General features: G+C 67.4%; 23 protein-coding genes, 2 tRNA genes and 1 pseudogene. 12 read left to right on the top strand and 14 right to left on the bottom strand.

The window, feature by feature from the left end:
• Positions 1 to 2: 2 nt before the first annotated feature.
• The 8 genes and pseudogenes from ACX9OW_RS02470 to ACX9OW_RS02505 form a co-directional block, all read right to left on the bottom strand.
• A tRNA-Arg gene (locus ACX9OW_RS02470) sits at positions 3 to 76 on the bottom strand.
• A pseudogene (locus tag ACX9OW_RS02475) lies at positions 67 to 994 on the bottom strand (alpha/beta hydrolase family protein). Before ACX9OW_RS02475 ends, ACX9OW_RS02470 begins: the two are co-directional and overlap by 10 nt.
• The gene (thiD, locus tag ACX9OW_RS02480; protein ID WP_053517263.1) at positions 991 to 1,800 is read right to left on the bottom strand and encodes a bifunctional hydroxymethylpyrimidine kinase/phosphomethylpyrimidine kinase; all 810 of its coding nucleotides are present in this window, start codon (positions 1,798 to 1,800) and stop codon (positions 991 to 993) included. Before thiD ends, ACX9OW_RS02475 begins: the two are co-directional and overlap by 4 nt.
• A 97-nt stretch (positions 1,801 to 1,897) precedes the next feature.
• Entirely contained in the window at positions 1,898 to 2,566 is a 669-nt protein-coding gene (locus ACX9OW_RS02485) for a YoaK family protein (protein ID WP_053517265.1), read from the bottom strand.
• 11 nt (positions 2,567 to 2,577) lie between these two features.
• A complete protein-coding gene (locus tag ACX9OW_RS02490; RefSeq protein ID WP_053517266.1) occupies positions 2,578 to 3,084 on the bottom strand; it encodes a hypothetical protein in 507 nt (168 codons plus the stop codon).
• Positions 3,081 to 4,481, bottom strand: coding sequence for a PhoH family protein (locus tag ACX9OW_RS02495; RefSeq protein ID WP_053517267.1), 1,401 nt, complete (start codon positions 4,479 to 4,481; stop codon positions 3,081 to 3,083). The genes ACX9OW_RS02490 and ACX9OW_RS02495 overlap by 4 nt, the downstream gene beginning before the upstream one ends.
• An 81-nt stretch (positions 4,482 to 4,562) precedes the next feature.
• Positions 4,563 to 5,042 carry a peroxiredoxin gene (locus tag ACX9OW_RS02500; protein ID WP_053517268.1) on the bottom strand — a complete coding sequence of 160 codons (480 nt, stop codon included), beginning with the start codon at positions 5,040 to 5,042 and terminating at the stop codon, positions 4,563 to 4,565.
• An 81-nt stretch (positions 5,043 to 5,123) separates the two neighbouring features.
• Entirely contained in the window at positions 5,124 to 5,684 is a 561-nt protein-coding gene (locus ACX9OW_RS02505) for a glycine cleavage system transcriptional repressor (RefSeq protein WP_025879444.1), read from the bottom strand.
• Positions 5,685 to 5,848: 164 nt separating this feature from the next.
• Between ACX9OW_RS02505 and dapA the strand changes: the two genes are divergently transcribed.
• Positions 5,849 to 6,742, top strand: coding sequence for a 4-hydroxy-tetrahydrodipicolinate synthase (gene dapA, locus ACX9OW_RS02510; RefSeq protein WP_053517270.1), 894 nt, complete (start codon positions 5,849 to 5,851; stop codon positions 6,740 to 6,742).
• Between the two features lie 32 nt (positions 6,743 to 6,774).
• Positions 6,775 to 7,293, top strand: a complete 519-nt coding sequence (locus tag ACX9OW_RS02515; protein WP_065174942.1) for a hypothetical protein — start codon at positions 6,775 to 6,777, stop codon at positions 7,291 to 7,293.
• Between the two features lie 122 nt (positions 7,294 to 7,415).
• On the opposite strand, the gene fdxA is transcribed toward ACX9OW_RS02515, so the two are convergent.
• Entirely contained in the window at positions 7,416 to 7,739 is a 324-nt protein-coding gene (gene fdxA / locus ACX9OW_RS02520; RefSeq protein WP_049411316.1) for a ferredoxin FdxA, read from the bottom strand.
• A 192-nt stretch (positions 7,740 to 7,931) separates the two neighbouring features.
• Between fdxA and ACX9OW_RS02525 the strand changes: the two genes are divergently transcribed.
• Positions 7,932 to 9,353, top strand: coding sequence for a sugar porter family MFS transporter (locus ACX9OW_RS02525; protein ID WP_053517272.1), 1,422 nt, complete (start codon positions 7,932 to 7,934; stop codon positions 9,351 to 9,353).
• A 173-nt stretch (positions 9,354 to 9,526) separates the two neighbouring features.
• Here ACX9OW_RS02525 and ACX9OW_RS02530 read toward each other — a convergent pair.
• Positions 9,527 to 9,601: transfer RNA gene (locus tag ACX9OW_RS02530), tRNA-Glu, on the bottom strand.
• Between the two features lie 52 nt (positions 9,602 to 9,653).
• On the opposite strand from ACX9OW_RS02530, the gene pcnB reads away from it, so the two are divergent.
• From pcnB to pgi, 6 genes are all read left to right on the top strand, one after another.
• On the top strand, positions 9,654 to 11,033 hold the full coding sequence (gene pcnB, locus ACX9OW_RS02535) for a polynucleotide adenylyltransferase PcnB (RefSeq protein ID WP_065181273.1): 1,380 nt from the start codon (positions 9,654 to 9,656) through the stop codon (positions 11,031 to 11,033).
• Between the two features lie 3 nt (positions 11,034 to 11,036).
• A complete protein-coding gene (gene folK / locus ACX9OW_RS02540; RefSeq protein WP_053517275.1) occupies positions 11,037 to 11,522 on the top strand; it encodes a 2-amino-4-hydroxy-6-hydroxymethyldihydropteridine diphosphokinase in 486 nt (161 codons plus the stop codon).
• A 34-nt stretch (positions 11,523 to 11,556) separates the two neighbouring features.
• Positions 11,557 to 12,372 (top strand): 3-methyl-2-oxobutanoate hydroxymethyltransferase, encoded by an 816-nt coding sequence (panB, locus tag ACX9OW_RS02545; RefSeq protein WP_053517276.1) that lies wholly within the window; start codon positions 11,557 to 11,559, stop codon positions 12,370 to 12,372.
• Positions 12,369 to 13,208, top strand: coding sequence for a pantoate--beta-alanine ligase (gene panC / locus ACX9OW_RS02550; RefSeq protein ID WP_459061876.1), 840 nt, complete (start codon positions 12,369 to 12,371; stop codon positions 13,206 to 13,208). Before panB ends, panC begins: the two co-directional genes overlap by 4 nt.
• A 119-nt stretch (positions 13,209 to 13,327) precedes the next feature.
• Positions 13,328 to 13,708 carry an aspartate 1-decarboxylase gene (gene panD, locus ACX9OW_RS02555; RefSeq protein WP_053517331.1) on the top strand — a complete coding sequence of 127 codons (381 nt, stop codon included), beginning with the start codon at positions 13,328 to 13,330 and terminating at the stop codon, positions 13,706 to 13,708.
• Positions 13,705 to 15,219 (top strand): glucose-6-phosphate isomerase, encoded by a 1,515-nt coding sequence (gene pgi, locus ACX9OW_RS02560; RefSeq protein ID WP_459061877.1) that lies wholly within the window; start codon positions 13,705 to 13,707, stop codon positions 15,217 to 15,219. The genes panD and pgi overlap by 4 nt, the downstream gene beginning before the upstream one ends.
• Positions 15,220 to 15,265: 46 nt before the next feature.
• On the opposite strand, the gene ACX9OW_RS02565 is transcribed toward pgi, so the two are convergent.
• Both ACX9OW_RS02565 and ACX9OW_RS02570 read right to left on the bottom strand, forming a co-directional pair.
• On the bottom strand, positions 15,266 to 15,835 hold the full coding sequence (locus ACX9OW_RS02565) for a response regulator transcription factor (protein ID WP_053517280.1): 570 nt from the start codon (positions 15,833 to 15,835) through the stop codon (positions 15,266 to 15,268).
• On the bottom strand, positions 15,832 to 17,058 hold the full coding sequence (locus tag ACX9OW_RS02570) for an ATP-binding protein (protein WP_065174948.1): 1,227 nt from the start codon (positions 17,056 to 17,058) through the stop codon (positions 15,832 to 15,834). The genes ACX9OW_RS02565 and ACX9OW_RS02570 overlap by 4 nt, the downstream gene beginning before the upstream one ends.
• Positions 17,059 to 17,172: 114 nt before the next feature.
• Between ACX9OW_RS02570 and ispG the strand changes: the two genes are divergently transcribed.
• From ispG to ACX9OW_RS02585, 3 genes are all read left to right on the top strand, one after another.
• Complete coding sequence (gene ispG, locus ACX9OW_RS02575; protein WP_053517283.1) at positions 17,173 to 18,438, top strand: flavodoxin-dependent (E)-4-hydroxy-3-methylbut-2-enyl-diphosphate synthase; 1,266 nt, start codon at positions 17,173 to 17,175, stop codon at positions 18,436 to 18,438.
• On the top strand, positions 18,419 to 19,168 hold the full coding sequence (locus ACX9OW_RS02580; protein ID WP_053517284.1) for a phosphatase PAP2 family protein: 750 nt from the start codon (positions 18,419 to 18,421) through the stop codon (positions 19,166 to 19,168). The genes ispG and ACX9OW_RS02580 overlap by 20 nt, the downstream gene beginning before the upstream one ends.
• Before the next feature lie 201 nt (positions 19,169 to 19,369).
• Positions 19,370 to 20,017, top strand: coding sequence for a response regulator (locus ACX9OW_RS02585; RefSeq protein ID WP_459061878.1), 648 nt, complete (start codon positions 19,370 to 19,372; stop codon positions 20,015 to 20,017).
• A gap of 107 nt (positions 20,018 to 20,124) precedes the next feature.
• Here ACX9OW_RS02585 and eda read toward each other — a convergent pair whose 3' ends face one another.
• Positions 20,125 to 20,784: a bifunctional 4-hydroxy-2-oxoglutarate aldolase/2-dehydro-3-deoxy-phosphogluconate aldolase gene (gene eda / locus ACX9OW_RS02590; protein WP_065181278.1), complete on the bottom strand. Its 660-nt coding sequence runs from the start codon at positions 20,782 to 20,784 to the stop codon at positions 20,125 to 20,127.
• 129 nt (positions 20,785 to 20,913) lie between these two features.
• On the bottom strand, positions 20,914 to 22,830 hold the full coding sequence (gene edd / locus ACX9OW_RS02595; RefSeq protein WP_459061879.1) for a phosphogluconate dehydratase: 1,917 nt from the start codon (positions 22,828 to 22,830) through the stop codon (positions 20,914 to 20,916).
• Positions 22,831 to 22,882 lie beyond the last annotated feature (52 nt).

Below are 22,882 nucleotides of genomic sequence, written 5' to 3' on the forward strand. Positions count from 1 at the left end.
GGTGCGCCCGGAGAGATTCGAACTCCCGACCGCCTGGTTCGTAGCCAGGTACTCTATCCAACTGAGCTACGGGCGCCCTGCGACAGGAGCGGAATTATGCGGATGTCGGCGCGTACCGTCAACCGTTTTTGTGAAGATTTTCATCCAGCTGAATGAAAAATTGGTGGGCGACCGCCTGTGGCGCCTTCATCCACGCGAAGTGGTCGGCACGCGTGCCCAGTTCCCCGTCGGACAGCACATGCAGGTGTGATGCCACATTCGGTAGTTTGTCCAGCAACGCCTGCATCGAACCGATCGGTGCCAGCCAGTCGTGTTCCATCACCACGGCCTGCGCGCTGCCATGCACGCGTGCCATCTGCGCATCGAGATCCTCGGTCATTCCCGCGGCTGCGTAATGGTTGCTCAGGCCCACCCGCGACCAGTCGGCAATCAGGCCGCGTGCTTCGGTGCCCCCAAAGCCCAGGCGCCGGCCGTGCAGCACGCCCTGGCGGCGGGCGATCCAGGGCAGGAAGCGGTACACCAGCGGCAGAAGCCATCCGCGCGGAGGCGGAAACGTACGCCAGAACGGCGTGCCACTGGCGGCCAGCCACAGGTGCTCGAAGTGCTGCGGTTGCCGTCCTGCATGCACGCAGGCCAGCTGCCCACCCAGGCTGTGCCCACCGATGATCCAGGGCAGCACGCCTTCGCCGGCATCGGCGTTGGCGAGCAAAGCCTGGCTGGCAGGCAGGTCCTGCTCGAGCACTTCACGATAGCCCCAGTCCTGCGTGCGCGAAGGGCGCAGTGAACTGCTGCCGTTGCCACGCCACTCGTGCAGGTAGACCGCGATGCCTTTCGCAGCCAGGGCCTGTGCCAGTGGCAGGTAGTGGCGCGCGGCCACGCCCAGTGCGGGGAGCCATAGCAGCCGCGCCAGCGGCTGCTCGGGTACGCAGGCCATCACCTCGAAGCGATGGCCGTCGCCGCATTCCACGGCCAGTGTCCGTGATGGCAGGCTCATGCGTGGGGCGCTGCGCCGAAATGATCCAGCACGCGCACATCGCTGCGCCCCGGCATGTAGCCCAGTTGCAGCCCGCGTGCCACGTAGTCGATCGATGCTTCGCAGGCGTTGGCCAGGCTCAGGCCATTGCACAGTTGCGCGGCGATGGCCGAGGCCAGTGTGCAGCCGGTGCCGTGCGCATCCAGCGGCAGGCGCGCGTGACTGAATTCCTCGCTGCTGACGCCATCGAAGTAGCGATCGATCACCCGGTTGCCCTCGTGCAGGTGGCCGCCCTTGAGCAGCACCGCGCCGGCCCCGAGATCCAGCAGTGCCGACGCAGCCCGCTCGGCGTCGTCTCCATCGCCGATCGTGCGGCCCACCAGCAGTTCTGCCTCCGGTGTGTTGGGAGTGACCAGCGTGGCCAGCGGAAGCAGACGCTCGCGCATTGCCTGCAGCGCGCTGTCTTCCAGCAGGCGCGCACCACTGGTGGCGACCATCACCGGATCCAGCACCACATGTGCGGGCCGGTGACGCTGCAGCGCATCGGCCACGGCGTGGATCACCTCGGCATTGGCCAGCATGCCCAGCTTCACCGCGTGGATGTCGAAATCATCGAAGCACGCGTCGAGCTGCGCGCGCAGGAATTCGATTGGCGGCACATGCACGGCGGTGACACCGCGGGTGTTCTGCGCGGTCAGTGCGGCGATCGCGGAGAGGCCATGCACGCGGTGTGCGGCGAAGGCCTTCAGGTCGGCCTGGATGCCGGCGCCTCCGCCGGAGTCGGAGCCGGCGATGGTGAGGGCGGAAACGGGAGTGGTCGGGCTCATGCGGCGATTGTGCCGTGGTCACCGGGATGGGGGTAGTGCCGGCTACGGGCTGCCGGCAGGGGCGGACGCCTCATGCTGCGCGTGCGTGCGGCGACGCTCAGTACCGCCAGCGTACCCATTGCTGGTACAGCACATAGACCAGCCCGGTCGCGCCGGTCAGCAGCGCGGGGGCAAGCAGGGCATCGTACTGCCAGCGCAGGAACAGCCACGCACCCATCACGCCACCGGCCAGGAAGCCGCTGATGATCAGGCCGCTGAGCGTCAGCCGCCGCACCTGCAGCGGCAGCCCGCGCAACAGATGGCCCAGGCCGATGCCAAGATCGGTGAACATGCCGCTGAGGTGGGTGGTCCGTATCACCGCGCCGCTGAAGGTGGTGGCCATCGCGTTCTGCAACCCGCAGGCCATCGCTGCCGACAACGCGCCCCAGATCTGCTGCTGCTTGAACAAGGGAATGGCGGCCAGCAACAGCGCCGATTCCAGTGCCAGAGCGACGCCATAGCGCCGGCCGAGCTGCAGTGCGCTGTCCTGGATCAGCAGCCCGCTGAGCATCGCACCCAGCGAAAAAGCGATCAGCAGGCCCCACAGGTGCCCGACCGCGCGCCAGTCGCCCTGCGCCAGTGCCATGCCGAGCTGGCTGGTACTACCGGTCATGTGGCTGACGGCCTGATGCTCGAAGCCCAGAAAGCCGACCACGTTGACCATGCCGGCCACGCACGACAGCGCTACGGCACCGATCCAGACCCAGGTGGGAAGGCGTATGCCCATCGGCGCGACCCTCAGGGACCGCCGAGACCGCCGTTGAACTGCAGCTCGCTGAACGCACCGGTGGCCGGGTCGAACACCGCGCCCCAGAACTGCTTGCCACCATCGCAGACGCGGATGGCCTCGCGCGCCGGCTTGATGCCGCTGTCGTCAGGCAGGCGGAACGCATTGATGTAGATCAGGCGCTTGCCGGCGCTTTCGATGCCGACGTACTGGCGGTCGAAGTCCAGTACGTCGGGCACCTGCGCCTGCAGCGAAGGCAGTGCGGCTTCCAGCTGGTCCACCTGTTGCCGGCTGGGGGCCCAGTAGCCGGTGACGCGGCCGGCATCCCGGCCCGGGCTGTGCCGCGAGCAGGTGTCGAGCACCTGCGCGGCGACGATCGGCCGGGTGACCACCCACGACTGGCCGGTGCGTTCGGCGGTCGGCACGCTGGCCGGCCCGCGGGTGGTGGTGCAGGCACCAAGGACGGCTGCGAGGGTGATCGCAGCCGTCGGCAGCAGCAGGCGGGCAGAACGGTTCACAGCACCTCCGAAGCGTAATCGGCCAGCCGCGAGCGTTCGCCACGGCGCAGGGTGATGTGCGCACTGTGCGGCCAGTTCTTGAAGCGGTCCACCGCGTAAGTCAGGCCGGATGTCGTCTCGGTCAGGTACGGGGTGTCGATCTGCTCGACGTTGCCCAGGCAGACGATCTTGGTGCCGGGACCGGCACGGGTGATCAGCGTCTTCATCTGCTTAGGGGTGAGGTTCTGCGCCTCGTCCAGGATCAGATAGCGCGACAGGAAGGTGCGGCCGCGCATGAAGTTCATCGAGCGGATCTTGATGCGGCTGGCCAGCAGATCGTTGGTTGCCTGGCGTCCCCAGGTTCCGCCTTCCTGGTTGTGCGTGAGCACTTCCAGGTTGTCGGTCAGCGCGCCCATCCACGGTGTCATCTTCTCTTCCTCGGTGCCCGGCAGGAAGCCGATGTCCTCGCCGACGCTGACGGTGGCCCGGGTCATGATGATCTCGCGGTAGCGCTGCTGGTCCATCGTCTGTGCCAGCCCCGCGGCCAGTGCCAGCAGGGTCTTGCCGGTGCCGGCGGTGCCGAGCAGGGTGACGAAGTCGATCTCCGGATCCATCAGTGCATTGAGCGCGAAGTTCTGTTCGCGGTTGCGCGCGCTGATGCCCCACACGGCATGGCTGCCGTGGCGGAAATCATCAACCAGCGACAGCACCACCTTGCCATCGCCGACCACGCGGCTGACGCGAAGCTCCACCTCGTCCTCGCCCGGCAGGTAGACGTACTGGTTCGGGTACCATTCCTCGTCGTCCCTGGCCAGGATCTCGTAATGGGTGCGGCCCTTGTCGCTCCAGCTGCGCAGGTCGTCGCCATGGAGCTTCCAGAAATCCTCCGGCAGCTCGGTGGCGCCGGTGTAGAGCAGGCTGAAATCGTCCAGTGCGCGGTCGTTTTCGTAATCTTCCGAAACGATGCCGGCGATGGCCGCCTTGATCCGCAGGTTGATGTCCTTGGAGACGAACACCACCGGGATCTCCGGGGTCTGCTCCTTCAGCGCCAGGATGGCACCGAGGATGGCATTGTCCGGGATGACCTTGCCGAAGCTCTTGCCGGCGTCGAAATGACTGGTCTGGAAACGCAGCTTGCCGGCGCTGTGCTTGCCACGCAGCTGCAGGCCCTGTGGGCGCTGCAGCGGAATGCCGTCGGCCAGATTGTCCAGGCCGGAGGCCTGCACCAGCTCGTTGAGGAAGCGGCTGACCTGGCGGGCGTTGCGGCTTGCCTCGGACGTGCCCTTCTTGCCGTTGTCCAGCTCCTCGATCACCTGCATCGGCAGGTAGACGTCATGCTCCTCGAATTTGAACAGCGCGGTCGGATCGTGCATCAGCACGTTGGTATCCAGCACGTAGATGCGCTTGCCTCGGGTCATCGTCGATTCCTGGTTACGGACAGGGAAAAACCACCACGACCTGCGGGGCAGGGTGATGGCGGACAAAGTGGGCGATGGGAATCACTTGGATTGGGCGGCCTTCAGTTCGGCAAGCACGGCGTCGGCATGGCCGGCGACCTTGACCTTGCGCCAGGACTGCGCGATGCGGCTGTCGGGAGAAATCAGGAAGGTGCTGCGCTCGATGCCACGTACCTGCTTGCCGTACATGTTCTTCATCCGGATCACATCGAAGGCGTTGCACAGCGCTTCGTCGCCATCGCTGACCAGCGGGAACGCGAAGCCCTGTTTGGCACAGAAGTTGTCGTGTGATTTCACCGAGTCACGGGAGACGCCGAGTACGGTGGCGCCGGCCTTGTGGAACTCCGGCAGCAGCGCGTTGAAGTCGATGCCTTCGGTGGTGCACCCCGGGGTGCTGTCCTTGGGGTAGAAGTACAGCACCAGCCATTGGCCCGCGAGGTCGCCGAGGGTGGTGTGTTCGCCGCCTGACAGGGCCAGCGGGAGCGAGAGGGTGGTGCGGTCCAGGGTATCGCCGTTGTTCATGAGGTCCTTGGTTCCGGAGCCTGGGGTATTTCTACGACAGTTGCATGAAACGCCGCGCGCCCGTGACGAACGCGCGAAAAATCAGAACTTCATCGGATCCATGATCGCGTCCAGGTTCAGGTGGTCGCAGAATTCGAGGAAATCATCGCGCAGGGCGGCGATGTGCATGTTGGCCGGCACGCCGATGGTGACCTGCGCGCTGAACATTTCCGCACCGGTCTGCATGGCGCGATAGCGCGTGCTCTGCAGGGTCTCGATGGTGATGCCCTGGCGGTCGAAGAAGTCGGCCAGCTGGAACAGGATGCCCGGCTTGTCAGCGGCGATCACTTCAACGATGTACGGCAGCAGATTGGACTGGGCCTGCTTGGCCTCGGTGCGGTACCAGACCAGTTTCAGGCCTTCCTCGCGCTCGAGCCGGGTCAGCATCGCTTCCAGCTTGGCGACCGAGTCCCACGACCCGGTGGCCAGCGCGGTGACCGATACGTCGCGGCCAACCGTGGCCAGGCGCGCGTCCACCAGATTGCAGCCGCTGTCGGCAATGCGTCGGGTGACGGACAGCAGTGGGGACTCCGGATGCGTCGTATAGGCGTTGATCAGGAGGTGGTTTTCGCTCGGCGCGGGGCGCGGGGTGGTGTCGGTCAAGGCGATTCCGGGTAATGCATGCGTGAGTCTGAATGCCCGCCAGAGGCGGGGATCCACCGGAGTGCAGCATACTTGCCCGTGCTTTCGCGCCGCAAGTAACATTCAAGTCGCCCCCGCCCTTTCGTGGCGGGCGTTTTCCCTTCCCAGCCAAGAGCAGCACGTCCTTGTCCCTTTCCGGCCTCATCACCGCGCTGGCGACCCCGTTCCGGGCCGACGGTGCCCTCGATCCCGACGGTTGGCAGCGCCTGCTGCATCTGCAACTGGAAGGTGGCGTCCATGGCGTTGTCGTCGCCGGCTCGACCGGCGAAGCGGCGACGCTGTCCGATGCCGAGTACGACCAGCTGCTGGCCAGTGCGGTCGAACGCATCGGCGGACGCATTCCGGTCCTGGCCGGTACCGGCCTGTCCGGCACCGCCAAGACCATCGAACAGACCCGTCGCGCTGCCGCGCAGGGTGCCAGTCACGCTCTGGTGGTGACACCGCCTTACGTGCGTCCGACACAGGCCGGGCTGATCGCGCACTACCGGGCCGTGGCCGACCACGGCGGGTTGCCCGTGGTGCTGTACAACGTACCCGGGCGCACCGGATGCGACATGCTGCCGGAGACCGTGGCCGAGCTGGCGGATCATCCGAACATTGTCGGCATCAAGGAGGCCGTCGGCGACATCGGACGCGTGAAGGCCCTGCTGGCGCTGCGCAGTTCCAGGTTCGCCGTGCTCAGTGGCGACGACGGCACGGCTGCGCGCTCGATCCAGGCCGGCATCGACGGGCTGATCTCGGTCGGCTCCAACGCGCTGCCTGGTGCGTACCGCCGGATGTGCGAGCTGGCTGCCGCCCACGACCATGACGCCACCGCATCCTGGGACGCGCGCCTGCAGCCGTACCACGATTTCTGCGGTATCGAATCCAACCCGATTCCGGTCAAGGCGCTGCTGCGCCGCATCGGCATCGGCCACGACCTGCGCCTGCCGCTGCTGCCGCTGTCGGCAGCGCATCATCCGGCAGCCGATCATCTGGCCGGCGACATCGCCGCGCTTGAAGCCCTTTCCAGCCACTGACCTTCCGTCTTGGTCTGATCCAGGAGATCCACATGCGTCAATCCGTTTCCGCCGTCCGCGTGCTGTCCTTCGCGCTCATCGCCCTCACCACGGTCGTGACCACCACCGGCTGCTTCAAGCGCGGTGCCAAGGGCGACTACGCCCTGGCCCCGGAGATGCGTCCGCTGGAAGTGCCGCCGGACCTGAACCTGCCGTCCGCGTCGGGCGAGAACCAGGTGCCGAGGCTGGCCTCGACCACCGCCCCGGCTGCTGTGGCCGCTCCGGCTGCCCCGGCCGTGGGCAATACCGGTTTCACCATTCCGGGCAGCAAGGACGAGGCGTTCGCCAAGGTCGGCACCGCGCTGGAAGGCGTGCAGGGCGTGACCATCGCCAGCCGTGCCCAGCTGCTGGGCTCCTACGACGTGGCCTATGAAGGCAGCAACTTCCTGGTGCGCGTGGTGGCCGTCGATGCCGGCGCTTATGTCTCTGCGGTCGATCCGCGTGGTCTGCCGGCGACCGCCGAGGCCCCGGTGAAGCTGATTGCCGCACTGAAGGCCGCGCTGGCGAAGTAAGGAACCGCCGGCAGCTGCGGACCGGGCCACGCGCCCGGGTTCGGCCGGGCAGGGTCTGGCGTTGCCGGAACAGGAAAAGGGCGCCCATGGCGCCCTTTTTCATGGCGGCGGGTGCTGGCGCCTCAGCGCTCGAGCAGCTTCAGTTTGTCCGGTTTGCCATCCCACTCACCGGCGTCCGCCGGCGGGTCCTTGCGCACGGTCAGTACCGGCCAGGCCTTGGCCAGTTCGGCATTGAGGGCGACGAAGCCCTCCTGTCCGGCGGGGACATCGTCCTCGGGGAAGATCGCGTTGACCGGGCACTCCGGCTCGCAGAGGGTGCAGTCGATGCACTCATCCGGGTCGATCACCAGGAAGTTCGGGCCTTCGTGGAAGCAGTCCACGGGGCACACTTCCACGCAATCGGTGTGCTTGCACTTGATGCAGTTTTCGGTGACGACAAAGGGCATGGGCTTGGGGGTGGATCGATTCCTGAACCCGCCAATTCTAGAACAGGTTGCCCCCCGGTGTCGGCGCGGGCCTGAAAAGGGGGATCTGCCGGGCTCGAGGGCACGGCCCATTGGCGATGGGGCGGCGCCTGTGCGAGGCTGCGCGCTGCTGGCTGCCGTGGCAGCCGGACCGTCCTCCCTCCTGGAATGCCCATGTCCCCAGCTCAGCCTGCCGCCGCCGATGGTGGAGAGAACACCGCGTTCATCGTCCTGATCAGCTGCGTGGCCACCTTGGGAGGCTTCCTGTTCGGATTCGACAGTGGCGTAATCAACGGCACGGTTGATGGCCTGCGGCAGGCCTTCAACTCCAGCGAGGCGGCCCTGGGCTTCGAGGTTGCCTCGATGCTGCTGGGCTGCGCGATCGGCGCGTTTCTCGCCGGCTGGCTGGGCGACCGCCTGGGCCGACGCGGCGTGCTGATCGTGGCGGCGGTGCTGTTCCTGCTGTCGGCGCTGGGTGCGGGCGCCGCGCACGCCTCCTGGCTGTTCGTGACCGCTCGCGTGCTGGGCGGCTTCGCCGTCGGTGCGGCCAGCGTGATGTCGCCGGCCTACATCGCCGAGGTCGCTTCCGCACGCTACCGGGGCCGCCTGGCGACGGTGCAGCAGATGGCGATCATCTGCGGCCTGTTCGCCGCTTTCCTCAGCAACTACCTGCTGGCCCGTGCGGCAGGCACCTCCACCGAGCCCCTGTGGTTCGGGCAGGAGGCCTGGCGCTGGATGTTCTGGATGCAGGCGCTGCCGTCGGCGCTGTTCCTGTTGCTGCTGCTGGTGATTCCGGAAAGCCCGCGCTTCCTGGTGGTGAAGGGGCGCCAGGCGCAGGCCAGGGCGGTTCTGTCGCGGCTGTACGGCGACGCCGCGGCGGCCGCCAAACAGGCGGAGATCGAGGCCAGCCTGGACCAGGACCAGCACAAGCCGCGCTTCGGCGACCTGCTGGACAAGGGCACCGGCAGGCTTCGCCCGATCATCTGGGTGGGCATCGGCCTGGCGATGTTCCAGCAGCTGGTCGGCATCAACGTGGTGTTCTACTACGGCGCGGTCCTGTGGCAGGCCGTCGGCTTCTCGGAAAGCGATGCGCTGCTGATCAACGTTCTTTCCGGTGCGCTGAGCATCGGCGCCTGCCTGTTGACGGTGATGCTGATCGATCGGATCGGGCGCAAGCCGCTGTTGTGGGTCGGTTCGGTCGGCATGTCGGTTGCCCTGGTGCTGATGGTGGTGGCATTCGCCAGCGGCAGCCTGGTCGAAGGGCGCCTGCACCTGTCCGATGGCATGGGCCGGCTGGCGCTGGTGGCGGCCAACGTCTATGTGGTGTTCTTCAACATGTCCTGGGGCCCGGTGATGTGGGTCATGCTGGGCGAGATGTTCCCGAACCAGATCCGCGGCCCGGCGCTCGCGGTGGCCGGTGCGGCGCAGTGGACGTCGAACTTCGCCATCACCGTGACCTTCCCGCTGCTGCTGGCGGGTATCGGCCTGGCCGGTGCCTATGGCATCTACACGGTTGCAGCGATCCTCTCGATCTTCTTCGTCGTCCGCTACGTCCGCGAGACCAAGGGCAAGGAGCTGGAGCAGATGGAAGGCTGATGGCGCCGCCCTGGTTTCCAGCGCCTTCCTGTTCCGTGGCGGCGGCAGGCCAGCCGCTCCAGGACAGGCAGGGGCGGCTCGCCCCCGAGGCGACCCGCTCGACGCAACAGGCAAACCCCGGGAAACAGAAAAGCCCGCACGAGGCGGGCTTTTTCGGTTCCTGCTGTGGCGACTGGCGCTCCCTAGGGGACTCGAACCCCTGTTTTAGCCTTGAGAGGGCCACGTCCTAACCACTAGACGAAGGGAGCGTATATGTGTCGCTGCCGAGGCAGGAGCGCTAGTATATGCACCTCGATGCCATTGGGCAATCCCGAAACTTCAACCGGAAGCGCCAACATCATTTCTCCTGCTCCATCACCGTTCAGCCTGCGCGTCATCCCGCGCGACCAGCACACCATTTCCCGCAAGGACATCAGCCCGAACGCCCTGCGCGTGCTTTATCGCCTGCGCGATGCCGGCTTCGGCGCCTACCTTGTCGGCGGCGCGGTGCGCGACCTGCTGGTCAATGGCCAACCCAAGGATTTCGACGTGGCCACCGATGCCACGCCCGAACAGGTCAAACAGCTGTTCCGCAACTGCCGCCTGATCGGCCGCCGATTCCGCCTGGCCCATGTGGTGTTCGGCCGCGAGATCATCGAAGTCGCCACCTTCCGCGCCAACGTCGATGACGGCAGCGGCGACCGCGAAATGGAAAACGGCATGCTCGTGCGCGACAACGTGTACGGCAGCATCGAAGACGACGCGGTGCGCCGCGACTTCACCTGCAATGCCCTGTACTACGCGATCGAGGATTTCTCGGTGCGCGACTACGTCGGCGGTTTCGAAGACGTCCAGGCGCGCCTGATGAAGCTGATCGGCGACCCCGAACAGCGCTATCGCGAGGACCCGGTGCGCATGCTGCGCGCGGTGCGCCTGGCGGCCAAGCTCGGCTTCCAGATCGAAGAGGGCACCGCCGCGCCGATCCCGCACCTGGCAGGCCTGCTGAACGAAGCCGCGCCCGCGCGGCTGTTCGAGGAAGTGCTGAAGCTGTTCCTGTCCGGCCACGGTGTTGCCAGTTTCGAAGGCCTGGAGCGCTACGGCCTGCTCGACGTCCTGTTCCCTGAAAGTGGCAGGGCGCTGAAGGCGAACCGCACCGGTGCACTGCGCCGCATGCTGGTCGAGGGCCTGGCCAATACCGATGCTCGCGTGGCCAACGATGAGCCTGTCTCGCCCGCGTTCCTGTTCGCGCTGCTGCTGTGGCCGGCGTTCTGCCGGGCGCAGGCCACCCTGCTCAAGCAGGGCGTGGCGCCGGAAGAAGCGCAGCGTCGTGCTGCCGACCGCGTGACGGTGCAGCAGCTGAGCACCATCGCGCTGCCGCGCCGTTTCTCGCTGCCGATGCAGGAGATCTGGCTGTTGCAGTCGCGTTTCGGCTCGCGCCAGCGCAAGCGCGTGTTCCGCACGCTCACCCACCCGCGCTTCCGTGCAGCGTTCGATTTCCTGACGCTGCGCCAGGTCGCGTCGGCCGAACACGAGGCAGATGTGGCGTTCTGGCGTGAGGCGCAGGTGCAACCGGGCCGCGAGCTGGAATCGGCGCTGGATGCGATGCATGCCGAACCGGGCGACGAGGAAGAGGGCGCACCGCGCAAGCGCCGGCGCCGCCGTCGGCGCTCCGGTGCCACGGCCGGCAGCGCTGGCGAGTAAGCCATGACGCTGGCCTGGATCGGCCTGGGCGCCAATCTTGGCGACGCGGCCGCGACCGTCCGTGCGGCGATTGCCGCACTGGACGCGCTTCCTGACACGCGGCGCTGCCAGGCGTCGCGCCTGTATGCCACGCCGGCCTGGGGCAACGAGGATCAGCCGCCGTTCGTCAACGCGGTGGCGTCGGTGGAAACGCGCCTGCCGGCCTCCGGATTGCTGCGGGCGATGCTGGAGCTGGAGCGGCATTTCGGTCGCGTGCGCGATCCAGCCGTGCACTGGGGACCGCGGGCACTGGATCTGGACCTGCTGCTGTATGGCGCGCAGGTACTGGATGAACCGGGTCTGCAGGTGCCGCATCCCTACCTGCACGAGCGTGCCTTCGTGTTGGTGCCGCTGGCCGAGATCGCGCCGGATCTGGCCATTCCCGGCCATGGTCGCGTGCGGGATGCAGTGATGCGGGTGGATGCCTGCGGGATTGCGCCGATAGGGTGATAATGCCCGGGTTATCTCCCCCGGTTATCAGCACATGAGCACCCACGCAGACAGCAAGCCCTGGACCGTTCCCGCCTTGGCCGAGGCCAAGCGGAATGGCCAGAAGCTGGTCATGTTGACCGCCTACGACGCTGGCTTCGCCCGCACCTTCGACGCCAACGGCGTCGACCTGATCCTGATCGGTGATTCGCTGGGCATGGTCGTGCAGGGGCACGATTCCACCCTGCCGGTGACCGTGGCCGACATGGTCTATCACACCCGCGCCGTGGCCCGCGTGCTGCAGCGCGCGCTGCTGGTTGCCGATCTGCCGTTCGGTGCCGATGCAACCCCGGAACGCGCGCTCGATGCGTCGCTGCAGCTGCTGCAGGCAGGCGCGGAGATGGTCAAGATCGAGGGGGCCGGCTTCAAGGTCGATATCGTCCGTTACCTGGTCGAACGCGAGATTCCGGTCTGCTCGCATCTGGGCCTGACCCCGCAGTCGGTGCTGCGCCTGGGCGGGTTCAAGATCCAGGGCCGTGGCGATGCGGCCCGGCAGCTGGTGGAGGACGCCAGGGCCGTGGCCGACGCGGGCGCCAGCATCATCGTGCTGGAATGCGTGCCGACCCCGGTCGCGGCCGAGGTCACCGCTGCAGTGCCGGTGCCCACCATCGGCATCGGTGCCGGTCCGCAGTGCGATGGCCAGGTGCTGGTCCTGCATGACTTCCTGGGCCTGGACAGCGGCCATCGCCGACCGAAATTCGTCAAGGATTTCCTTGCCGAAGGGGGCTCGGTGGCCGGAGCCACCCGCGCCTACGCCGACGCCGTGCGTGACGGCAGCTTCCCCGACGAACAGCACGCTTACGCCCAATGATCCAGACCTTCAATGAGCTCGGCGCGTTGCGCGGGCAGATCGCCCAGTGGAAGCGCGAAGGCCTGCGCGTCGCGCTGGTGCCGACCATGGGCAACCTGCACGGTGGCCATCACGCGCTGGTGAGCCTGGCCCGCCAGTACGCCGACAGGGTGGTGGCCAGCATCTTCGTCAATCCGACCCAGTTCGGGCCCAACGAGGATTTCAGCCGGTATCCGCGCACGCCCGAGGCCGACGTCGCGGGGCTGGAGCAGGTCGGCTGCGATGCGGTGTGGCTGCCGAGCGTCGAGGCGATGTATCCGCTGGGCGTGGACAAGACCACGCGCATGCACGCGCCCGGCATCAGCGAGGTGCTGGAAGGTGCCAGCCGTCCGGGCCATTTCGATGGCGTCTGCACGGTGGTCGCCCGCCTGTTCCTGCAGGTGCAGCCGGACGTGGCTGTGTTCGGCCGCAAGGACTACCAGCAACTGGCGGTGATCCGCCAGATGGTGGCCGAGCTGTCGTTCCCGGTCCAGATCGTCGGTGCGGAGATCGTCCGTGATGACGATGGGCTGGCCAAGAGTTCGCGCAACCAGTATCTGAGCCCGGAACAGCGCCCCGTCGCGACGACCCTTCATCGGACCCTGCTGGCCATGCGCGAAGGCTATGTGGCTGGCCAGCCGCGCGAGCGCATCGAGGCCGATGCCACCGCCGCGCTGCAGGCGGCTGGTTTCCAGGTCGACTACGCCGTGCTGCGCACGCTCGAGCTGGCCGAGCCGGCATTCGAGGGTGGCGGCCGGGTGGCGCTGATCGCCGCGCGGCTGGGCACGACCCGGCTGATCGACAACCTGGAGTTCTGAGTTCCGCTGTGATGGTGGCGCCGGGCCATGCCCGGCGCTACCTGAACGGTTTGCCGGTCGTGATGCCCCGCGTTGTGCGGGTGCTAGAATCCACGCTTTCCTCTGCGTTGTACCGTGCCATGCACCTGTCCCTGCTCAAGACCAAGATCCACCGCGCCACCGTCACCCACTCCGAGCTGAACTACGAAGGCTCGATCGCCATCGATGACAACCTGCTGGCTGCCACCGGTATCCGCGAGTTCGAGCAGGTCCACATCTGGGACGTGACCAACGGTGCGCGCTTCTCGACCTATGCGATCCGCGCCGAAGCCGGCAGCGGCATCGTCTCGCTCAATGGTGGCGCCGCGCGCCACGTGCAGGTCGGCGACATCATCATCATCGCCGCCTTCGCCAGCATGACCGAGCAGGAAGCGGACAGCTTCAAGCCGAAGCTGGTGTACGTGGATGGCAGCAACCAGATCACCCACACCAACGACACGATCCCGACCCAGGCCGCATGACAACGAACAACGGATTCGACTCGCTGCATTCCCACGCCCAGCGCCTGAAGGGCGCAAGCATCCCCAGCCTGCTCGCCGCCGAACCTGGCCGTGTGCAGGAGCTGGCGCTGCGGGTCGGTCCGTTGTACGTGAACTTTGCCCGGCAGAAGTACGACGCCGCGGCGCTGCAGGCGCTGCTGGCGCTGGCAGCAGAACGCGATGTCGGGGGCGCCATCAACCGCCTGATGCGCGGCGAGCAGGTCAACCTGACCGAAGGCCGCGCGGCGCTGCACACGGCGCTGCGTGGTGACGTGGTCGACGCGCCGGTGGCCGCCGATGCCCATGCCACTGCACGCGAAATCCGTCAGCGCATGGGAGTCCTCGTGCGTGCGCTGGAAGACAGCGGCGTGACCGACGTGGTGAGCGTCGGCATCGGGGGATCCGATCTTGGCCCGCGGCTGGTCGCCGATGCGCTGCGCCCGGTCAGCGGCGCGCGCCTGCGCGTGCATTTCGTATCGAACGTGGACGGCGCGGCCATGCAGCGCACGCTGGCCACGCTTGACCCGGCGCGCACCGCCGGCATCCTGATCTCCAAGACCTTCGGCACCCAGGAAACCCTGCTCAACGGCCAGATCCTGCACGACTGGCTGGGTGGCAGTGAACGCCTGTATGCCGTCAGCGCCAATCCCGAGCGCGCAGCGAAGGCCTTCGCCATCGCCGCAGAGCGCGTGCTGCCGATGTGGGACTGGGTCGGTGGCCGTTACTCGCTGTGGTCGGCGGTCGGCTTCCCGATTGCGCTGGCGATCGGCTTCGAGCGTTTCGAACAGCTGCTGGAGGGCGCGGCGGAGATGGACGCGCACGCACTGGATGCACCGCTCGAGCGCAATCTGCCGGTGCTGCATGGCCTGACCGACATCTGGAACCGCAACCTGCTGGGCTGCGCCACCCATGCGGTGATGACCTACGACCAGCGCTTGGCGTTGCTGCCGGCCTATCTGCAGCAGCTGGTGATGGAAAGCCTGGGCAAGCGCGTGCAGCGTGATGGCCAGCCGGTGACCACCGATACCGTGCCGGTGTGGTGGGGCGGTGCGGGCACCGATGTGCAGCACAGTTTCTTCCAGGCGCTGCACCAGGGCACCAGCATCGTCCCGGCTGACTTCATCGGCTGTGTGCACAACGACGATCCCTATACCGTCAATCATCAGGCGCTGCTGGCCAACCTGCTGGCGCAGACCGAAGCGCTGGCCAACGGTCAGGGCAGCGACGATCCGCACCGCGACTACCCGGGCGGTCGTCCGAGTACGCTGATCCTGCTCGATGCACTGACGCCGCAGGCGCTGGGTGCGCTGATCGCCATGTACGAGCACGCGGTGTACGTGCAGTCGGTGATCTGGAACATCAACGCCTTCGACCAGTTCGGGGTCGAGCTGGGCAAGCAGCTGGCCAACCAGTTGCTGCCGGCATTGCAGGGCGAGGGCGTGGCGATCGCCGACCCGATGACCCGCGAGATCCTGGCGCAGCTGAAGGGCTGAGCCAGGTCGGGGATGTGTCGCCGGGTATTGGCCCGGCGTGCCGGGCTCAACGGCTCGGATCGCGTTCCGGGCTTGGCCGCTTGGCCAGTTTGCGCTGCAGCGACCGTCGGTGCATGCCGAGCAGGCGGGCGGCAGCGGACACGTTGCCGCCCGTCTCGTGCATCGCCTGCTGGATGTGTTCCCACTGCAGGCGACTGATCGGCGTCATCGCGTCGGGGACTTCCATCTCGCCGTCGTCGGCCGGGCCGTCGTCCTCTTCGCCCAGCGCGCGCAGGATCATCGGTACCGTTGCCGGCTTGGGCAGATAATCGTCTGCGCCCAGCTTGATGGCTTCCACGGCTGTGGCGATGCTGGCATAACCGGTGACCAGCAGGATCCGCATGTCCGCACGCAGGGCACGCAGGGGCTGGATCAGGGCCAGGCCGGAATCACTGCCGAGCTTGAGGTCGATCAGCGCGAAGGCCGGTGGATGCTGGCGGGCCAGCATCAGCGCAGTGGCCGCGTCCTGCGCGGTCTGCGTTTCCAGTCCCTTGCGCGCCAGGCTGCGCTGCAGGGTGCGCAGGTACAGCTCGTCGTCGTCGACCAGCAGGCCCTGGGTGGAGTGGTGCAGGCTCATGGGGTGTCCTCGCGTGGGGCCAGCGGCAGGCGGAAGCCGACGCGACTGCCGGCCCCCTGGGCCGGGCGCATCCACATCTCGCCGTCGAGGCGTTCGATGGTGGCATGGGACAGGGCCAGGCCGACGCCCATGCCCTCGCTCTTGCTGCTGCCGAACAGCGTGCCCGGCAGCACGGCGGCGCGGGCATCGAAGCCGTGGCCGTAGTCGCGGACTTCGCCGATCAGGTCGTCGCCGTCGATGCGCAGGCTCAGGTCCACGCGCGGGCGCCCGGCCTGCTCTCCGGCATCGGCCGCGTTGTTGAGCAGGACCATCAGCAGGTGGCCCACGCCGGGGTCCAGCGGCAGCCGCAGCGGCGCATCGTCGTTGCGGTGCAGGTCGATGGTCGGCCGCACCAGCCGCCATTGTTCCAGCACCTGCTGGGCGCTGGAGCGGCTGCGTCCGGGCATATCGGCCGATGCCGGCGCGGCCAGTGCCAGCACCCGTTCGCGGCACTGCACGAGCAGTTCGCGCAGGGTTTCCATGTCCTCGCGTACTTCCGGCTCCTCGCTGCGCTCGGCAACGTCGTCGGCCAGCAGGGTCATGGTCGCCAGCGGCGTGTTCAGTTCATGCGCCACCGAGGCGGCGTGGGTGGCCAGGGCGACAATGCCCTCGTTGCGGGCGAAGCGTTCACGCAGTGCCGAGAGCTCCAGTTCCCGTTGCCGCAGGGCCAGGGCCAGGCGCGTGGAGAACGTCAGCACGACAGTGGCGGAGATCAGGAAATTGGCGACTACGCCCCAGCGGTTCAGGTCCTGCGCACGGAAGTAGCCGTCCGGCAGCGGCTGGCCGAACAGTCCGCTGGCGGCGTAGCCGAGCAGGCAGGCCAGGGCCACCGCCAACGCCCAGCGCAGGGGCAGGGCGAAGGCGGCCAACGCAATCAGGATCAGGAACAGGGAGCTGAACGGATTGGCCATGCCGCCGCTCCAGCTGATCATCCAGGTCAGGATGATCACGTCCACCAGGATGTGGCCGAAGGCTGTCAGTGGCGCGGTATCGGCCCCTTCCGGCCGCAGCTGGGTGTAGACATTGAACAGCGCGAGCACGGCGACGCCGGCCCACAGCGGCAGTGGCGGCAGCGGCAGGCCCAGCACCCAGGTGGCGACCAGGATGGTGGCGGCCTGGCCGGCCACGGCCAGCCATCGCAGGCTGCACAGGGTGCGGAGAAACGGGGCGTCGGGACCGGTCATTCGCGCCCATCGTATGCGTTCGCGGGCGGGTGTGCCTGCGACAATCGGCCGCAGCCGTGCCGGCGGCTGAATGCGAGTCACCCGGAAACCGGAGGCGGGCGCTAGAATGCCCGCATGCACGACGCCGTTACCCGCCCGACCCCGCCTTCCGAGCCCACCGCCTGGTCCCGTCGCCAGACCCACGCCGTCCAGATCGGCGGAGTCACCGTCGGCGGCGGCAGGCCGGTGGTGGTGCAGTCGATGACGAATACCGACACCTCCGACGTGGCTTCCAGCGTGAAGCAGGTCGCCGAGCTCTGGCGGGCCGGTTCGGAAATGGTGCGCTTGACCGTCAACACCGTCGAGGCCGCGGCCGCGATCCCGCGCATCGTCGACAAGCTGGCGATGATGGGCATCGACGTGCCGCTGATCGGTGATTTCCACTACAACGGCCATCAGTTGCTGACCGCCGAACCGGCGTGTGCCGAAGCACTGGCCAAGTACCGCATCAATCCGGGCAATGTGGGCTTCGGCAAGAAGAAGGACCTGCAGTTCGCGCAGTTGATCGAGTTCGCCATCCGCTACAACAAGCCGGTGCGCATCGGCGCCAACTGGGGCTCGCTGGACCAGGCGCTGGCGGCCAGGCTGATGGATGAGAACAACGAGCGCGAGCAGCCCTGGGACGCCGGACGTGTCCTGCGCGAGGCACTGATCCGGTCAGCGCTGGATTCGGCCGAACAGGCCGTGGAGCTGGGCCTGCCGCGCGACCGCATCGTGCTGTCGGCCAAGGTCAGTGGCGTGCAGGAGCTGATCGCGGTCTACCGTGACCTGGCACAGCGTTCGGAGTTCGCGCTGCATCTGGGCCTGACCGAAGCCGGCATCGGCAGCAAGGGCATCGTTGCGTCGGCAGCGGCGCTGAGCGTGCTGCTGCAGGAAGGTATCGGCGACACCATCCGCATCTCGCTGACGCCCGAGCCGGGCCAGTCGCGGACGCAGGAAGTGATCGTCGCCCAGGAGCTGCTGCAGACCACCGGCCAGCGCGCGTTCACGCCGCTGGTGACGGCCTGCCCGGGATGCGGCCGCACCACCTCCGAGTTCTTCCAGGAGCTGGCCAAGGTGGTGCAGAACCACGTGCGCGAGAAGATGCCGCTGTGGAAAGTGCAGCACCCGGGGGCGGAAAACATGACCTTGGCGGTGATGGGCTGCGTGGTCAACGGCCCGGGAGAATCGCGGCACGCCAACATCGGCATCTCGCTGCCGGGAACCGGGGAGGCGCCGTCGGCGCCGGTGTTCGTCGATGGCGAGAAGAAGGTGACCCTGCGTGGCGAGAACATCGCCCAGGAATTCGTCGCCCTGATCGACGATTACGTCGAACGAACCTATGTCCGAAGCGCAGGATAAGCCCGCGATCCTTGCCGCGCCGGAGCCGGCCTCCGGCTTCCGTCACTGGATGGCGCGCAATGCGTGGCGCCTGGTCCTGCTGTTCGCCGGCGTGCTGTTGCCGCTGGCCGGCTTCGTCGCGCTGGCCGACGAGGTGCATGAGTTTGAATCGTTCCATTTCGACGCGCCGCTGCTGTGGCAGATGCACGGCCTGCATTCGCCGTGGCTGGACCGGTTCTTCGTGCTGCTGTCCCGGCTGGGTTACGAGTGGTTCCTGATTCCCGCCGATGTGCTGATCGTCGCGGCACTGCTGGGCTACCGCCGCTGGCGCGAGGCCACCTTCGTGGCCGTCAGTTTCCTCGGATCGGCACTGTTGAACATGGGCAGCAAGCGGTTCTTCCAGCGGGACCGCCCCAGCCTGTGGGAGTCCATCGCACCGGAATCGACGTTCAGTTTCCCCAGTGGTCACGCCATGGGGTCGATGACCCTGGCGGCAACCCTGGTACTTCTGGCCTGGAATACCCGCTGGCGCTGGCCGGTGCTGGTGCTGGCCCCTGCGTTCAGCTTGCTGGTCAGCGTGTCCCGGGTCTATCTCGGGGTCCATTACCCGTCGGATATCCTGGCCGGATGGTGTGCAGCACTGGTTTGGGTGGTAGGGTGCTACCTGGTCATGTTCAGTCGTCGGCATCCCTGGCGACGCCGCGATTCGCCGCCATCGACGGCCAGCGAAGCATCAACACAGGGGGAGTGACGTGGATGGCTCTTCGCGGGCGTCTACGTGATAGATGAGCTGTTTCGTTGCAGTGGGTTCTGCAAGACAGGGGGTAAGCACAATGCGTGAGACTGTGATCAACCCGGCACTCTTGCCCGGTATGCACTTCGACCGCGCTTGCGAGGGTTCGGCACCCTGCCTAGCTTGACCCGCAATGGCCGCATTCGAAGAGGTACGTGAATGACGATTCGAGTCTACCTGGTGGACGACCACGCACTGGTCCGCACCGGGATGAAGATGATCCTGTCGGGTGAGACCGACATCGAGGTGGTGGGCGAGGCCGAGACCGGCGAGGACGCGCTGCGCGAGATCCGCCAGCGGCAGCCGGACGTGGTGCTGTGCGACCTGCACCTGCCGGGTGTCAGCGGCATGGAAGTGACCGAGCGCATCGTGCGCGGCCATCGCAGCACGCGCGTGGTGATCGTGTCCGTCCTGGAGGATGGCCCGCTGCCGAAGCGGCTGCTGGAAGCCGGCGCGGCCGGGTACATCGGCAAGGGCTGCGACGCCCAGGAACTGCTGCGCGCGGTGCGCGACGTGGCAGGCGGGCGCCGCTACCTGGGCACCAGCATCGCGCAGAATCTGGCGCTGTCGACGGTGGAGGGGAATGGTTCGCCGTTCGACACCCTGTCTCCGCGCGAGCTGGAAGTGGCGCTGCTGCTGACCCAGGGATTGCGCCAGGAAGACATCGCGCGCCGCCTCAGCCTCAGCGCCAAGACCGTCAACACGCACAAGGCGCGCCTGTTCGAGAAGATGGGTATCCACGACAACATCGCGCTGGCGCGTATGGCCAGCCAGTACGGGCTGGTGGATCCGGCACGGCCGCTGTGAGGGTTTCAGCCAACGGCTGAGGTGCGTCGCGCGCCCGGAATCTGTCTTCCAGTTCCGGCCCGCGGTCGCGGGGCCAAGCGTCGGCCCCGCGCTCACCCATCGGGCGCTCAGGTGCCGCGCACGCGCTTGACGATGGCCGCCGCCTGCGCGGCGCTGGCGCGCACCTTGTCCCAGTCGCCGTCCGCAATCCAGTTGCCGGGCACCATCCATGAGCCACCGATGCAGACGACGTTCTTCTGCTCGAGGTACTCGGCGGCGGTGTTTTCCGTGATGCCGCCGGTCGGGCACAGCTTCAGATCGGCAATTGGACCGGCCACGCCCTTGATCATCGCCAGGCCGCCGACCGCCGTGGCCGGGAACAGCTTGCATACCCGGAATCCGCGCGCATGCAGCGACAGCAGCTCGGTCGGCGTCGCCGCACCGGGCACCACCGGCAGCGGCGCAGCGGCCAGCGCATCGGCCAGCGCGGGCGGCGTACCCGGGGTCACCAGGAAGTCCGCGCCGGCATCAATCGACTGCTGCATCTGCTCAACGGTCAGCACCGTACCGGCACCCACCACCACGTCCGGCAGTTCGCGCTTGAGCATGGCCAGCGCCTCCATCGCCACCGGCGTGCGCAACGTCAGCTCGATCGCCGGCAGACCGCCTTCCAGCAGCGCCGCACTCACCGCACGGGCCTGGTCCAGCGTATGAATCGTCACCACCGGCAGGATGCCCGCCGCATGCAACAGCTCCGCCGCCTTCAGCTGATGTTGTTCGATACCCATAGCTCTGCTTCTGCCTTTGCTTCCGAATTTGATTTTCAGTGATCACTTCGCGGCGTTGATGCGCTGGAAAGTGTGACGCCGCCACCAGCACACTCGCCGCCGCAACACACCCGCAGCGCTCTTCAACCCTCAGGCGTCCTTCGCCTCATGCGGCGCTGCCGCAGCCGCCGCATCGTGTCCCAGTTCGTACTCGGCGTCGTAATCCCACGGCCCGCCATCGGCCGCTGCCGGCCCGCACGAAATCGAAATGGCGCCCTGATCGGCCGGCCCGACCACACGACGGTTGATCGCGAACAGGTTGCGGCCCAGATCATTCGCCGCGGGCGCGGTGTTCGGAGCCTGCGTGCGTGCGGCCCATTCCGCAGCGTCCACGAGGACCTCCAGCGTGCCCGCCTCGCCATCCAGGCGGATGATGTCGCCTTCGCGGACTTTCGCCAGCGGACCCCCACGCGCGGCTTCCGGCGTGACATGGATCGCCGCCGGGATCTTGCCCGACGCCCCGGACAGCCGGCCATCGGTGACCAGCGCAACGCGTCGGCCCTGGTTCTGCAGAAGGCCCAGCAGCGGCGCCAGCGAATGCAGCTCCGGCATGCCGTTCGCGCGCGGGCCCTGGTAGCGCACCACCGCCACGAAATCCTGGGGAAGCAGCCCGGCAGCATGCAGCTTGTTGAGCACCTGGGGCGCATCAACGACAACGGCCGGTGCTTCGATCGAACGGTATTGCGGCTTCACCGCCGACAGTTTGATCAACGACCGGCCCAGGTTGCCGCGCAGCAGGCGCAGGCCACCCTGGCTCTCGAACGAAGCGTCGACGCCGCGCACCACCTCCTCGTCGGCACTGCGCTCCAGCCCGGGCAGATAGACCAGGGTGCCGTCACGTAGCTGCGGTTCGCGGGCGTAATCGGCCATGCCGCCGCGCGCCACACTGACCAGGTCGCCGTGCATCAGCCCGGCCCTGATCAATTCTCCGAACACGAAAGCCGGGCCGCCGGCCGCCGCGAAGCGGTTCACGTCGGCGTCGCCGTTCGGATAGACGCGGGCCAGCAGGGGAATCAGCTGCGACAGCTCGTCGAAGTCGTCCCAGGTCAGCACGATGCCGGCGGCACGTGCGACCGCGATCCAGTGGATGGTGTGGTTGGTCGAGCCGCCGGTGGCCATCAGGGCGATGACGGCGTTGATGATCGCGCGCTCGTCGATGATCCGGCCGAGCGGACGGAAATCCTCGCCCAGCGCGGTGATCTCCAGCGCACGCTCGGTGGCCTCGCGGGTGAGCGCATCGCGCAGCGCAGTGCCCGGGTTGACGAAGGATGCGCCTGGCAGCTGCACGCCCATCGCTTCCAGCAGTACCTGGTTGGAGTTGGCGGTACCGTAGAAGGTGCAGGTGCCTGCGCCATGGTAGGAGGCCGACTCGGCCTCCAGCAGTTCTTCGCGGGTGGCTTCGCCGGCCGCATAGCGTTCGCGCACCTCGGCCTTCTGCTTGTTCGGAATGCCCGGTGTCATCGGGCCGGCCGGAATGAACACCGCCGGCAGGTGGCCGAACGCGAGCGCGCCGATCAGCAGGCCGGGCACGATCTTGTCGCACACGCCAAGGTAGACCGTGGTATCGAACATGTCATGGCTGAGGCCGATCGCGGTGGCCTGCGCGATCACATCGCGCGAGAACAGCGACAGTTCCATGCCGCCGCGGCCCTGGGTGACGCCGTCGCACATCGCCGGCACACCGCCGGCCACCTGCGCGGTGGCGCCCAGTTCACGGGCGATCCCGCGGATCTGCTCCGGATAGGTCTCGAACGGCTGGTGGGCCGACAACATGTCGTTATAGGCGGTGATGATGCCCAGGTTCGGCGTCACCCCGCCGCGCAGGCGGCTCTTGTCGGTGCCGCCGCAGGCAGCGAAACCATGGGCGAGATTGCCGCAGCTCAGGCGGCTGCGGAAGGGGCCTTCGCGCAGGGCGGCGTCGACAGCGGCCAGGTAGGCCGCGCGCGAGGCAGCGCTGCGACGGATGACGCGGTCGGTGATGGCTTGCAGTTGCGGATGGAGGCTCATTGGCTACCGGCGTTCGAGGTGGCGAGAGGTGGGCGGCGGCGATATGCCGCCA

This window comes from Stenotrophomonas genospecies 5, assembly GCF_054473825.1.

Coding starts and splice junctions, on each gene's coding strand:
- eda (WP_065181278.1), bottom strand. CDS start 20,784: ATGGGTATCGAACAACATCAGCTGAAGGCGGCGGAGCTGTTGCATGCG.
- ACX9OW_RS02495 (WP_053517267.1), bottom strand. CDS start 4,481: ATGACCCGAGGCAAGCGCATCTACGTGCTGGATACCAACGTGCTGATG.
- ACX9OW_RS02515 (WP_065174942.1), top strand. CDS start 6,775: ATGCGTCAATCCGTTTCCGCCGTCCGCGTGCTGTCCTTCGCGCTCATC.
- edd (WP_459061879.1), bottom strand. CDS start 22,830: ATGAGCCTCCATCCGCAACTGCAAGCCATCACCGACCGCGTCATCCGT.
- ACX9OW_RS02585 (WP_459061878.1), top strand. CDS start 19,370: ATGACGATTCGAGTCTACCTGGTGGACGACCACGCACTGGTCCGCACC.
- ACX9OW_RS02570 (WP_065174948.1), bottom strand. CDS start 17,058: ATGACCGGTCCCGACGCCCCGTTTCTCCGCACCCTGTGCAGCCTGCGA.
- ACX9OW_RS02485 (WP_053517265.1), bottom strand. CDS start 2,566: ATGGGCATACGCCTTCCCACCTGGGTCTGGATCGGTGCCGTAGCGCTG.
- panB (WP_053517276.1), top strand. CDS start 11,557: ATGAGCACCCACGCAGACAGCAAGCCCTGGACCGTTCCCGCCTTGGCC.
- ACX9OW_RS02580 (WP_053517284.1), top strand. CDS start 18,419: ATGTCCGAAGCGCAGGATAAGCCCGCGATCCTTGCCGCGCCGGAGCCG.
- fdxA (WP_049411316.1), bottom strand. CDS start 7,739: ATGCCCTTTGTCGTCACCGAAAACTGCATCAAGTGCAAGCACACCGAT.
- ACX9OW_RS02500 (WP_053517268.1), bottom strand. CDS start 5,042: ATGAACAACGGCGATACCCTGGACCGCACCACCCTCTCGCTCCCGCTG.
- panD (WP_053517331.1), top strand. CDS start 13,328: ATGCACCTGTCCCTGCTCAAGACCAAGATCCACCGCGCCACCGTCACC.
- pgi (WP_459061877.1), top strand. CDS start 13,705: ATGACAACGAACAACGGATTCGACTCGCTGCATTCCCACGCCCAGCGC.
- ispG (WP_053517283.1), top strand. CDS start 17,173: ATGCACGACGCCGTTACCCGCCCGACCCCGCCTTCCGAGCCCACCGCC.
- panC (WP_459061876.1), top strand. CDS start 12,369: ATGATCCAGACCTTCAATGAGCTCGGCGCGTTGCGCGGGCAGATCGCC.
- thiD (WP_053517263.1), bottom strand. CDS start 1,800: ATGAGCCCGACCACTCCCGTTTCCGCCCTCACCATCGCCGGCTCCGAC.
- ACX9OW_RS02525 (WP_053517272.1), top strand. CDS start 7,932: ATGTCCCCAGCTCAGCCTGCCGCCGCCGATGGTGGAGAGAACACCGCG.
- folK (WP_053517275.1), top strand. CDS start 11,037: ATGACGCTGGCCTGGATCGGCCTGGGCGCCAATCTTGGCGACGCGGCC.
- ACX9OW_RS02565 (WP_053517280.1), bottom strand. CDS start 15,835: ATGAGCCTGCACCACTCCACCCAGGGCCTGCTGGTCGACGACGACGAG.